This is a genomic window from Thalassobacillus cyri, assembly GCF_900107755.1.
GTDB classification, from domain to species: domain Bacteria; phylum Bacillota; class Bacilli; order Bacillales; family Halobacillaceae; genus Thalassobacillus; species Thalassobacillus cyri.
The window spans coordinates 1-13,000 of the sequence record NZ_FNQR01000031.1 but is presented as its reverse complement, the minus strand read 5'-3'; the positions used below and the strand labels follow the sequence as shown (position 1 = coordinate 13,000).

Below are 13,000 nucleotides of genomic sequence, written 5' to 3'. Positions count from 1 at the left end.
CCTAATTCACGGTAGCTTATGCGCTCTGTGTAATATCTTTTAACGGCTTGGTGTTTTTCTTCTCGAGTAAATCTTTTCATACACGCACCTCCTATTATTAGAGAGGTGTCCAATATTAAGGGGTCATTTCAAAGCCTGAGGAAGCTCACCACATGCCCACGGAAAGCGATCCGTTTTCCCAGCCTCCATCATTGCAACCTAAAGTCTCGAAACTGAGTCTTCAACTAAAGGGAGCTTTGACAGAGCAAACGTAATAGTACGAACCGTATTTAGGGTAAAGATAATCAGTTTTCATAGCTTGACTCCATCGGAAATTTTTCGCTTCTTTGAAAGCGTAAGTTTTTCCGAATGGTAGTGATAATCGCTACTATCCATCCAAGTAGCAAGATGCCATAGATAACGAGGAGCAGTTCTTTTGGGATATTCCCTGAATGAAGCAGTGTTCGTACATTGGTAAGTATGATAAATCCCCCCGCCAGCACCCCTAGGAGAAAAGAAGGGACAATCCGGACAAGCCAGGCAGCCAATGGGGCTGCTGCCACACCTCCAATCATAAAGGCTGCTACCCATATCCATTGAAATTGCTCCCAGCCTAAGAATAGTACAAAGCCCAAAGTGGCAGAGATAGTAATTGCAAATTCACTTGTATCCACTGTACCGATCACTTTTCTGGGAACCGCTCCTCTTCTGGAAAGAAGGACTGGCGTATTGATCGGCCCCCAGCCACCACCTCCTACAGCATCTAAAAAACCCGCCAATGCACCTAAAGGATAGATAAAGCGTTTTTTCATTGGGATGTTTTCTGCTGTTGAGCTGACACGTGTCGTGTCAAAGAATAAAAAGCGCAAGACAATATACACGCCAAGTAAGAGTAGGAAAATAGATATAAAGGGCTTGATTATTTCACCTGGTAAACTGCTTAAAAAGGCGGCGCCCAAGAAAGCGCTGATGGATCCGGGGATGATTAAAGGCAGTACTAATTTTTTTGTCGACATTATCAAATTTGTAGTGCGAATACCCAGAGACAGCTGTTGTCGCTATTTCAGCCATATGGATAGAAGATGAAATTACCGCTGGTGCGACACCATAAGCGATTAATAGTGTCGACGAGGTCAATCCATAAGACATGCCGAGGGCACCATCAATTAACTGGGCAAAAAAACCTACCAATGTAAAAATCATCAATTTCCTCATGTACATCCTCTTCCTTTCTATTGATACTAATCCTATGAGATTAGTCGGAATTAAGTGTTAAAAAAAATCCTGCCACACAAGAAATCGTGATAGGAGCCAAAGCGTTTTTTAATAATAGGTATTAATCTAAAGGAGAATTCGGCGCTTGTCAAGGTGGAACCGTTAATAAAAAAGTGAATAACTCAAATTTTCTAAAAATCTATTGACATTATTTCTGATTCCACATATCATGTTTATCAACCCTTAAAAACCAAGTTATTTTATCGGATTAATCAACTAAAAATGGATTATCTGACGGGCAGCTGACCACTGCTGTCCTCCCACAAATGATTACTACCCTGATAGGAGGGAGAAAATGGTTAAACCTGCAATTACTTATAAGGATTTTCCTGGAGACCCTTTTAAAGGCTGGGAGCCTGATGATGCCACAAAAGGTGCAGCCAGAGTCTTACAGTGGTCCTATGAATCATATGGAAATTCTCTTGTTTATGCGTGCAGTTTTGGGGCGGAAGGCATCGTGTTAATTGATTTGATTTCAAAAGTGAAAAGAGATGCAGAAATTGTCTTTCTGGATACCGGGCTTCACTTCCAGGAAACCTATGACCTGATTGAAAAAGTGAAAAAAAGATATCCTGACCTGGTTATTCATATGAAAAAGCCTGATTTGACACTGGAAGAGCAATCACAACAGCATGGTTCAGCACTTTGGAAAAAGAATCCGGACCAATGCTGTTATATCAGGAAAATAAAGCCTCTTGAGGATGCCCTTAGCGGTGTGGATGCCTGGATATCCGGATTGAGGCGGGAGCAATCCTTGAGCCGAAGCAAGACTGATTTTATCAATAAAGACGAACGCTTCAAATCAATTAAAGTTTGTCCGCTTATCCACTGGACTTGGGATGAAGTATGGGATTATATCAGAGTAAACGGATTGGATTACAATGAACTTCATGATCAAAATTATCCCAGTATCGGCTGTATTCCCTGTACATTTGCTGTGGATGGAACAGAGGACTCAAGAGCTGGAAGATGGAGCGGTTTTAACAAGACAGAATGCGGTCTGCATGTTCCCTCAGAAGAACAGAAATAGACTCAAATTCAGAATAAGGAGGAACCATTTATGACACTAATTGAACCCCATGGAGGAAAACTCGTGAACCAGCTGGGAGTAAACGGGAGGGAAGCATCAGTAAGTATCGAGCTGGATGCTATGGCTTTAAGCGATCTCGAACTGATTGCTACTGGTGCCTACAGCCCAATAGAAGGTTTTTTAAATAAAAAAGACTATGAATCTGTAGTCGAAAAAATGAGGCTTGTGGATGGGACACCATGGAGTATCCCAATCACTTTGCCAGTTTCTAAGGAACAGGCAGAAAGCTTAAACCCAGGAGAAACAGCAGAGTTACGTAAGGATGAGACCGTTTATGGACGGATAGAAATCGAAGAGATTTACCATCCAGATAAAGAGAGGGAAGCAGAGCAAGTATATTTGACGACAGAATACCAGCATCCTGGGGTCAAGAAATTATATGACCGGCCTGATTTTTATGTCGCCGGGAAAATTCAATTACTTGAGCGTCCCAACCGGGAACATGATAAAAAGTTTTACTTGGATCCAGCTGAAACAAGGGCATTATTCAAAGAGCTCGGCTGGAAACGGGTGGTCGGCTTTCAGACAAGAAATCCGGTTCACCGCGCCCATGAATATATTCAAAAAGCAGCATTGGAAATTGTGGATGGACTATTCCTGAATCCATTGGTCGGCGAGACGAAAAGTGATGATATTCCAAGTGATGTGCGAATGGAAAGCTATCAGGTGCTATTAGAAAAATATTATCCTGCAGACCGTGTCACACTGGCAGTCTTTAATGCCGCAATGCGTTATGCAGGCCCGAGGGAAGCAATTTTCCATGCGCTTGTCCGCAAGAATTTTGGGTGTACTCATTTCATTGTCGGGCGTGACCATGCGGGTGTGGGAGATTATTATGGCACCTATGATGCCCAAAAGATTTTCAGTCAATTTGAAGAGGGAGAACTGGGAATTACACCTCTATTTTTCGAACATAGCTTTTACTGCATTGCCTGCGAAGCGATGGCTTCCCATAAAACATGTCCTCATGAAGATGACCAGCATGTGATTCTATCAGGGACTAAGGTTCGTGAACTCTTAAGAAACGGAGAGAAACCGCCTAAAACCTTCACCCGTCCGGAAGTTGCAGAAACACTGATCGCAGGGTTGAAGCATAAGGAAGCAGTTAAACAAGGACAGGAAGGGTGAACCGTTGTGGAATCCAATATCGTATGGCACCAAGCTTCCGTAAATAAGAAAGACTCTCGGGATAAAAATGGTCATCATAGCGGAGTCATCTGGCTGACCGGGTTGTCTGGTTCGGGGAAATCAAGTAGTGCCAACAGAGTGAACCAAAAGTTGTTTGAGCGCGGAATTCAAAGTTATATCCTGGATGGAGACAACATTAGGCATGGATTGAATACTGACTTGGGGTTTAAACCAGAGGATAGAAAAGAAAACATCCGAAGGATCGGGGAAGTCGCCAAGCTGTTTGCGGACAGCGGAACAATTGTACTGACAGCATTCATTTCTCCTTACCAGGAGGACAGAGCCCGTGTACGTGACATGTTTGTGAAAGGAGACTTCCTGGAAGTCCATGTAGAATGTCCGTTATCCGAATGTGAAAACAGGGATCCAAAAGGCCTCTATCAAAAGGCAAGAACAGGAGAAATAAAAGGATTTACGGGAATTGATTCCCCATATGAAGCGCCAGAATCACCAGAACTGGTACTGCAGACCAACGCATTCAGTGTAGATGAATGTGCGGAGCAGCTTATTTCTTTTCTCGAGAAAAAAAGTTGGTTGTGAAGGCGCCAAATAATAAGTTTGGTTTGGGGAAAAGGAGTGATCACTAACAATGAAAAAAGTATTTTTAGTCGGAGCAGGGCCTGGTGATCTTGAGCTGATTACCGTAAAAGGACTGAAAGTAATCCAGCAGTCAGACGTAATATTATACGACAGGCTGATCAATGAACAACTGCTTGAAGAAGCTCCGGCTCACGCTGAACTTATTTACTGTGGGAAAAGTCCTGATAATCATTCACTTACCCAGGAAACCATAAATGGATTGCTTTGCAAGTTCGCTTTACAGGAAAAAACAGTCACCCGTCTAAAAGGGGGCGACCCTTTTATCTTCGGCAGAGGAGGAGAGGAAGCCGGAGAGCTGGCCAGAAGAAGGATACCCTTTGAAATAGTACCCGGCGTTACCTCAGGGGTGGCTGCCCCTGCTTATGCTGGCATCCCTGTCACCCATCGTGATTATAGTTCTTCTGTTGCTTTCATTTCAGGTGTAAGCAAGCTCGGTTCAGAAGGAGAAGCGTATTGGAAACACGTTGTAAAATGCATGGATACGCTTTGCATCTATATGGGGGTAAAAAAACTGCCGGAAATTTGTGAGTTGCTGATGCGCAATGGATGTCATCGTGAAACACCGGTGGCCCTTGTGCAATCGGGTACGACCGAAGATCAGTTCACAGTGACAGGAACGCTGGAAGATATCGGACAAAAAGCGGAAGGTATAAATAACCCTTCCATGATCATTGTGGGGGAAGTCGTAAAGCTTCGTGACCAGCTGCAATGGTTTGAGCAGATGAAACCAGTGGAAACACCGGCTGTCAACTCTGTTGTCGGGTAGGAATTAAGGAGGTCCGGTTATTATGCTAGGAATACTTTACGTCAGCCATGGAAGTCGGATCCCGGAGGCAAGACGGCAAGCTGTCGATTGCATTCATTCCGTTCAGCTCAAGGTAGGTATCGGACTTCAGGAAATCTGTTACTTGGAATTAGCTCAGCCGGATATGGCAGAAGGAATCAGACTTCTAGTGGAAAAGGGAGCAGATAAGATTGCGGTTATACCAGTCTTATTGCTGCGTGCAGGACATTATTATACGGATATCCCTAAGAAAATCGAAACAGCCAGAAAAGCGTATCCTTCTATTGAGTTTCAATACGGGAAGCCGCTGGGAGTCCAGGATCGGCTGATCGATATTTTAATCGAGCGTATCCAGGAAACACATGGTCCAATTCATCCGGATACTAATATTCTCCTGGTGGGGAGAGGAAGCCGTAATCCAGAAACGCCTGCGGCTTTACAGAAGATTCAGGAGAAGCTTCGCCAAAGACTGGATGGAATGAATGTAGATACCTGTTACTTGGCTGCCTGTCAACCTTCCTTTGAACAAGGTCTTGAAGAGTCCATCCAAACAGGTTATAGGCACACAATTGTTGTGCCATACCTCTGGTTCACCGGCATTTTAATACAGTCGATGCAAAAAAAGGTCAGGGAATATCAGCAGGACGGTCATCATGTGATTTTGTGCAATCACCTCGGTAATCACCCTAAAATGGTTGAAGCTTTGGCGGAACGGGTCTATGAAATCATTCCGGGTAGAAAGCTGAAGGTATATAATCGTGCGGAATAAATTTGCAGAACAGCAAGGAGTTAATTTTCAGCCATTGATGATCGACTTCGAGTCCAGACAGGTCATCATTATCGGGGGAGGAAAGGTGGCAGCTAAAAGAGCCAGGACGCTCCTGCAGAGTGGGGCTGTCATAACTGTTATCAGTCCAGCACTGGAAGTGGAAATACAGGAGATGTGGCGGCAGAATAAAGTCAATTGGGAGAAGAAACCTTTTCAATCTGGTGATCTCAAAGGGGCATTTATGGCCGTCGTGGCAACTGATGACCCATCAGTCAATTTATCTGTACTTCAATCATCTTCAGACGTACCGCTCGTGAATGCTGCTACAGAAGCCGGTGAGGGGAATGTCCAGTTTCCTGCTTTTCTGACAAGGGGAAAATTGACTATTGCCGTAACTACCCATGGGGCCAGTCCTATGCTTACTTCCCGAATAAAAGAAGAGCTGGAAAATCAATTTGAATCTGATTATGAAACTTATGTGGATTTTTTATATGAGTGCCGGCAGCTGATTAAGAATTCTCCTCTTACTAAACAGGAGAAGAGCCAATTTCTTCATGAACTCTTAGATGAAGCATTTATGAGTGAAGAAAAACAGCAGCAAACTATCCTATGGCTTAAGAGACTGGCAGAAGGAGGTGGAGAGGTGTGAATAGTCTGGAGGGAAAACGTATTGGGATAGCCGCAGAGAGAAAAGCCGAAGTCATCAGTAAAATGATTCGCAATAAAGGCGGAATCCCCGTTATCTACCCCCTGCAGGGAATGCAGCATCTGAATGAGGACACAAGCAGGAAGAATATCTATGACTTCCTGGAAAAACCATTTGATTGGGTTGTTTTAACCACAGGAATAGGAGCAGTAACTCTGGAAAAAGCAGCAAAAACAGCAGGGGTGCATAAAGAATTTTTCACCAAATTGCACGAGACGAAATTGGCAGTCAGAGGAAAGAAAACAATGCAATGGCTGAAGGAGAATTCTCTCCAGGCAGAACGTGTTTCCTCAGATGGAACGATGGAAAGTCTTCTTTCCGCTTTTTCGGCGGATTCCACACAGGGTGATATTTTTTTACAGGCTTATAACCAGGATGATGCCAGATTGAAAGACTCCCTGGATCATCTCGGACATTCTGTTTATCTTTCACAGCCTTATCATTATGAAAAGCCGCTTACCGAAGTAATCAGAAGTCTGAAATTTGACATTGCAGACCTCTATCTGGATACAGTCTTATTCACCAGTAAAACTCAGGTCAGGAATTTATTCAAGGACGATACAGACCGTAAAACTTTAGTGAAAGCATTCAACCATAAAGTGTTAGCAGCAGCCATTGGGAAAGTGACAGCGGGGGAGTTATCAGCACAAGGTATTACAGATGTTCTTCAGCCCGTGGATTCTAAAATGGGGGCAATGGTAGTGGCAATTGATCATCACTATCGGCAAGGGAATAGTAGATAAACATGATAGAAATTAAACTTTTGTACGCAGTAATTAATACTTTAAGAAAGTTAAACTTTGTTAAAGAGTTAAAGTATAAGAATCGCTATAAGTGTTTGGCGATAAGCCAAGTTTTCTAATGATTATTTTTGTGAGGTGGGTAGATTTGCAGTTTCAGGTAGAGAATAGTCCATTTACTCAAGAGCAGGTAGAACATCTGAACCGCCTTCTGCCAACATTGACAGAGGCGCAGAAAATATGGTTAAGCGGTTGTCTGGCAGCTTCTTTTGGCGGAGAATCAGCAGCAACAATGGAGGGGCCTGTCGGTGAAGAGGTATCAACTGCCCATGCTTCTGTTCAGGAGTCAGCGGTTGCTGCCCGCGAAGTAACTGTTCTTTTCGGTTCCCAAACAGGGAATGGGCAGGGGCTTGCAGACGAACTGACTAAGAAACTGGAAGAGAGAGATTTTACGGTCACACTTTCTTCCATGGATGACTTCAAACCGAAGTCCATTAAGGATGCAGAGGATGTATTGGTCATTGCCAGCACCCATGGTGAAGGAGATCCGCCGGATAATGCTCTATCTTTCTATGAATTTCTTCATAGTAAACGGGCTCCAAAACTTCAGAATGTCCGTTTCTCTGTCCTTTCCCTTGGCGATAGTTCTTATGAATATTTTTGTCAGACAGGAAAAGATTTTGATAAACGTCTGGAAGAATTAGGAGCGGAAAGGATTCATCCACGTGTTGATTGCGATGTCGATTTTGAGGACCCTGCAGAAGAATGGTTTGAAGGGGTATTAACCACGTTAAAGGAAAGCCGGAGTGGGCAAGGAAACGCTCCAGCGCCACAAACAGAAGCTAAAGAACAATCTTCAGCACCTGCTTATTCAAGAAAGAAACCTTTTGATGCGGAAATCCTGGAGAACCTGAACCTGAATGGCAGGGGATCAAATAAAGAGACACGACATATTGAACTGGATCTTGAAAGCTCTAATCTTACGTATGAACCCGGCGACAGTTTAGGGATATTTCCACAAAATGACCCTGTCCTGGTCGACCAGCTTATAGAAGCATTGGGCTGGAATCCTGAGGCATCGGTACAGGTAGATAAACAAGGAGAATTAAGGTCCATACGTGAAGCTCTCCTTTCCTTTTTTGAAATCACCCGGTTGACGAAGCCTTTGCTGGAACAGGCAGCAGAGCTCACCGGAAACAAACAGTTGGAAATCCTTCTCGCCCCGGAACAGAAAGAAGCCTTGAAAGAGTATCTGGAAGGAAGAGATGTTCTTGATCTTATCCAGGATTATAAACTGCAAGCTTCCCCACAGGAGTTCGTGGCTATATTAAGGAAAATCCCACCGCGACTGTATTCGATTGCGAGCAGCTTGAAAGCCAATCCTGATGAAGTCCATCTTACCATTGGAGCATTAAGGTATGACGCACACGGTCGAAGCCGTTCGGGTGTATGTTCCGTCCAATGTGCAGAACGGTCCCATCGAGGCGATACACTTCCTGTTTATATTCAGCATAACCCTAATTTCAAACTTCCGGAAAACCCTGATACGCCTATCATCATGATCGGGGCAGGCACAGGGGTGGCACCTTATCGGGCATTCCTGGAGGAACGGGAGGAAATCGGAGCAGAGGGAAAGACATGGTTGTTTTTCGGTGAGCAGCATTTTAGATCAGACTTTCTCTACCAGACAGAATGGCAGAAGTGGCTGAAGGAAGGTGTGCTTACCAGGATGGATGTCGCATTTTCCCGGGACACAGAGGAGAAAGTCTATGTGCAGCACCGTATGCTGGAAAAAAGCAAAGAACTTTATCAATGGTTGATCGAAGGAGCCATCATCTATGTATGCGGCGATGAAAAGCATATGGCTCATGATGTTCAAAGTGCCCTGCTGACCATATTGGAACTGGAAGGCAGTCTGGGAAAGGAAGAAGCAGAAGATTACCTGAGTAAAATGAGACAGGAAAAACGATATCAGCGTGACGTTTACTAGGTAAACAGGGACATATAGGGGAAAGGAGTTTAGGTATGACAGACCAGAAAACGAAGCATCACCATGGCCCGCCCAGTGAAATGGAAAAAATAAAAGAAGATAGTGACTATCTCCGGGGTACCATTGAGGAAAGTTTTTCCGACCCGATAACAGCGGGAATAAAGGATGAAGATGCAAAGCTATTGAAATTTCATGGCAGCTATCAGCAGGATGACCGGGATGTACGCAATGAACGTAGAAAGCAGAAGCTGGAAGCAGCTTATCAGTTCATGGTGCGTGTCCGTTTGCCAGGAGGTGTAGCAACTCCGGAACAATGGCTTACTATGGACGAGGTAGCTGATCATTATGCAAATGGGACACTCAAACTGACAACCCGTCAGACATTCCAGCTTCATGGCGTTTTAAAATGGAATATGAAGAAAAGTCTTCAAAAGATGAACCAGTCGCTAATGGATACCATTGCCGCTTGTGGAGACGTCAACCGGAATGTCATGTGCAATGTTCAGCCATACCAGTCCGAAACACATGCAGAAGTATATAATCTCTCAAAGCAATTAAGCGATCATCTTCTTCCAAAAACGAAAGCTTATCATGAAATTTGGCTGGATGAGGAAAAAGTAGCTGATAGCAGAGAACCAGAGGAAATCGAGCCAATGTACGGTAAATACTATCTGCCAAGAAAATTCAAAATTGGGATCGCCGTACCTCCTTCCAATGATATAGATGTGTTTTCACAGGATTTAGGATTCATTGCTATAGTAGAAGAAGGTGAACTAAAAGGGTTTAATATTACTGCCGGTGGCGGCATGGGCATGACCCATGGAGATACAAACACTTATCCTCAGCTAGGGCGGGTTATCGGCTTTTGTCCTGCCAATAAAATTACGGAAGTTGCAGAAAACATCATTACCATCCAGCGCGATTATGGAAACCGATCCGAGCGGAAGAACGCCCGGTTCAAATATACGATTGATACACATGGAGTAGATTGGCTTATCCAGGAATTGAATGAAAGACTGGGATGGGAACTGGAGGAACAACGTCCTTACCACTTTGAAAATAACGGTGACCGTTATGGATGGATGAAAGGGGATGGGAAATGGCATCTGACTTTATTTATCCAGAATGGAAGGATCCAGGATATCGAAGAACAGTCGCTGAAGACAGGGTTAAGGGAGATTGCTAAGATCCATACTGGTGATTTTCGGCTGACTCCCAATCAGAATGTAATCATTGCCAATGTAACGGAAGAAAAGAAGTCCGAAATCAATGACCTTGTTCAAAAATTCGGCCTGACCGATGGTAAAGAGAATTCTGCTCTGAGAAGAAATTCCATGTCCTGCGTAGCTTTTCCTACATGCGGGTTGGCAATGGCCGAGTCCGAACGCTATCTGCCTGTGCTGCTGGATAAAATCGAAGATATTCTTAAAGAAGCAGGTCTTGAAGAGGAGGAAATAGTCATCCGCATGTCCGGCTGTCCCAATGGATGCTCACGTCCTGCATTGGGCGAGATTGCCTTCATTGGGAAAGCACCAGGTAAATATAATATGTACCTGGGTGCCGGATTCACCGGCGACCGATTGAATAAACTGTATCGTGAAAATATAGGTGAAGAAGAAATTCTTGCTGAATTGAAACCTATTTTATTTGACTATGCAGAGAAGAAAGAGGACAACGAACGTTTCGGAGATTTTGTTATCCGTGCGGGTTATGTAGAGGAAGTACATTCTGGTCTCGATTTCCATAATCGAACCAGTGATAAAAGCGGAAACGAAATGCATAAGTAGTCTATTTTACGGATGGTAAATGAAATCGAGAATGAAGCCATATAAGAGAAAAGGAAGACAGCATCGTTTAAACTGTCTTCCTTTTTCTTTGGTACCTAATTCTTTTGTTATTTAGAAAATGCTGTTTAACTATTGCTCCATTCCATCTGTTTACTGGACATGACTTTTTTCAGTCGGACTGCTTGACACTGAGTACGGTGACTGTAACCAGGATAAGCACCATTCCAAGAAGTTGAATGAGGCTCATATGATCTCCAAGAAGCAAAACGCCAAATATTGAGGCTGTCACCGGCTCTACCATAGCGACCATCGAAGCGGTTGTCGGGGCAGTCCGACGAATACCAATCACATAGAATATAAAGGAAATTCCAGCCCCCACGACCCCTAATAGAAGAAACCATCCGATGTCACTTGAGGTCAACACACTAGCTGCTTCCTTATTGTCCGTAAAAAGTAAAAGGATCAGGCAAAAGGAAAAAAAGGCGATGGTTAAGGTGGTCTGTGGTTTTCCGATTGAAGAGGCATTTTTAAACCCAAATATAAACAAGGCATAGGAAAGGCCAGCAGCAAGCCCCGCTGCCGCCCCTGCAAAACTTACGGAAATAGACTCTGTGTTGTAGACGCCAGTAAGCAGGACAATCCCCATCAGTACACCGAAAATGCAGGCCCATTTGAACCAAGTCGAACGCTCCATACGTAATAAAAAGGAGATTAACAGGACAAACACAGGCGCGGTGTACATTAAAGTAGCAGCAACAGCAATACTTGAAGCCTGGATGCCGAGAAAATAAAAAGTGAAATTTCCCGCAACACCAACACCTGCTAATAGCGACCATACGTATAAACGGGGAGAGAAGGTCCAATTTTTTCTGAAGCGAATGAGAAACCACGCGAAGAAAAATATAAACCCAACAGCCCCTCGGTAAAGGGAAATCACCATTGGATCCCAGCCCTTGGTCATTAGAATATCGGCAATTCCCCCGCTAATGCCCCAGCATATAGCGGCTAGCATAACTAAGCCTACACCTGCAAATCTCATCGTATGCCTCCTAAAGATAAGTAATGGTACGATTTTTTGATCACGCTATTAGAAAATTAACATTGCCTTAATAGCGCTGAATTCAAGGGCCAATCAATCCTTTTTACGCACCTAATTAAACATATGTTTTAAAATAGCTGTTAATGGTAATTCCTTTAATTTTTCATACGTAAACATACGTATGCAATAGGAACAGATGTATATTCTAAAAGAATAATGAAACAACAATAGGTTATTGTCTAAGTTATATTAGATCGTGAGTTATAAGAGGTGTAACAATATATAATATAAATATTACGGTCAGGGAATCGAAGGAAAAAAGAGGAGGTCAAAATTACTGCAGCCTCAAGTTAACTCAATTTCGAGTTTCAACAATTGGGGGGCGGCGATTACTCAATAGAGGACTGGGGGGCTTCAGAGGTAGTGTTTAAAGTTGTTTAGTCACTTACCTTAGAGGGTATTTCTTTTTCGCAAAAAAATAAGCAGGCATAAACCTGCTTACTTCTGTTTAACATCCCATTGCATTCGTGAATGTGTATTCGAATTAAGTCTCTGTGCAAGCATATGTGCGGTATAAAAGTCATAAAAAGTTTTCTTCACGCGGCTGTTTGATTTTTTCAAGGTTTCCGTAACCCCATTATTTTTACGGACGATAATATACATTCGGTTACCCCTTTCTTCAATTCAGCCTTCCTTTACTTACTTTTTACCACATAACTAAATAAAAAACTTCATTGTCCCTATGTTTTAACTAAATTGTAATTAACTTGAAAAATACATAAACTATGTACCAAGTTACTGGTAGAAACTAAGTTTACCGATGTATCAAAAAGGTCATGAGCAAGCGGAATATCAGTCACGCATTTTTCGGTTATTATAAATGAATTAAGGAATAATTTTACCTTTTCATTGGTACAGTAAATTGTAAAAATGAAGTTAGTTCCCCCATAAAATGAAATGACCCCTTAATATTGGACACTTTTTAATTCAAGCAGTTAACTGGGCACGTTCTCGGTATTTGACGGGACTCATGCCACTTAACCTGGATTTGAT

10 protein-coding genes and 1 pseudogene are annotated in these 13,000 nt (G+C 43.2%); 9 read left to right on the top strand and 2 right to left on the bottom strand.

What is annotated here, in order from left to right; translation table 11 throughout:
- Positions 1 to 284 precede the first annotated feature (284 nt).
- A pseudogene (locus BLV00_RS21520) lies at positions 285 to 1,194 on the bottom strand (sulfite exporter TauE/SafE family protein).
- Between the two features lie 355 nt (positions 1,195 to 1,549).
- Between BLV00_RS21520 and BLV00_RS21515 the strand changes: the two are divergent.
- From BLV00_RS21515 to cysI, 9 genes are all read left to right on the top strand, one after another.
- A complete protein-coding gene (locus tag BLV00_RS21515) occupies positions 1,550 to 2,284 on the top strand; it encodes a phosphoadenylyl-sulfate reductase (RefSeq protein WP_093046963.1) in 735 nt (244 codons plus the stop codon).
- 30 nt (positions 2,285 to 2,314) lie between these two features.
- Positions 2,315 to 3,472, top strand: a complete 1,158-nt coding sequence (gene sat / locus BLV00_RS21510; protein WP_093046962.1) for a sulfate adenylyltransferase — start codon at positions 2,315 to 2,317, stop codon at positions 3,470 to 3,472.
- A 6-nt stretch (positions 3,473 to 3,478) separates the two neighbouring features.
- Positions 3,479 to 4,072, top strand: coding sequence for an adenylyl-sulfate kinase (gene cysC, locus BLV00_RS21505; protein ID WP_093046961.1), 594 nt, complete (start codon positions 3,479 to 3,481; stop codon positions 4,070 to 4,072).
- A 49-nt stretch (positions 4,073 to 4,121) separates the two neighbouring features.
- Positions 4,122 to 4,898, top strand: coding sequence for a uroporphyrinogen-III C-methyltransferase (gene cobA / locus BLV00_RS21500; protein WP_093046960.1), 777 nt, complete (start codon positions 4,122 to 4,124; stop codon positions 4,896 to 4,898).
- Positions 4,899 to 4,920: 22 nt separating this feature from the next.
- Positions 4,921 to 5,685, top strand: coding sequence for a sirohydrochlorin chelatase (locus BLV00_RS21495; RefSeq protein WP_093046959.1), 765 nt, complete (start codon positions 4,921 to 4,923; stop codon positions 5,683 to 5,685).
- Positions 5,675 to 6,334, top strand: coding sequence for an NAD(P)-binding protein (locus BLV00_RS21490; RefSeq protein WP_093046958.1), 660 nt, complete (start codon positions 5,675 to 5,677; stop codon positions 6,332 to 6,334). Before BLV00_RS21495 ends, BLV00_RS21490 begins: the two co-directional genes overlap by 11 nt.
- Positions 6,331 to 7,134, top strand: coding sequence for a uroporphyrinogen-III synthase (locus BLV00_RS21485; RefSeq protein ID WP_093046957.1), 804 nt, complete (start codon positions 6,331 to 6,333; stop codon positions 7,132 to 7,134). Before BLV00_RS21490 ends, BLV00_RS21485 begins: the two co-directional genes overlap by 4 nt.
- A 145-nt stretch (positions 7,135 to 7,279) precedes the next feature.
- Positions 7,280 to 9,121, top strand: coding sequence for an assimilatory sulfite reductase (NADPH) flavoprotein subunit (locus BLV00_RS21480; RefSeq protein WP_093046956.1), 1,842 nt, complete (start codon positions 7,280 to 7,282; stop codon positions 9,119 to 9,121).
- Between the two features lie 35 nt (positions 9,122 to 9,156).
- Positions 9,157 to 10,908: an assimilatory sulfite reductase (NADPH) hemoprotein subunit gene (gene cysI, locus BLV00_RS21475; RefSeq protein ID WP_093046955.1), complete on the top strand. Its 1,752-nt coding sequence runs from the start codon at positions 9,157 to 9,159 to the stop codon at positions 10,906 to 10,908.
- Positions 10,909 to 11,077: 169 nt separating this feature from the next.
- On the opposite strand, the gene BLV00_RS21470 is transcribed toward cysI, so the two are convergent.
- Positions 11,078 to 11,947 (bottom strand): DMT family transporter, encoded by an 870-nt coding sequence (locus tag BLV00_RS21470; RefSeq protein WP_093046954.1) that lies wholly within the window; start codon positions 11,945 to 11,947, stop codon positions 11,078 to 11,080.
- Positions 11,948 to 13,000: the final 1,053 nt, after the last annotated feature.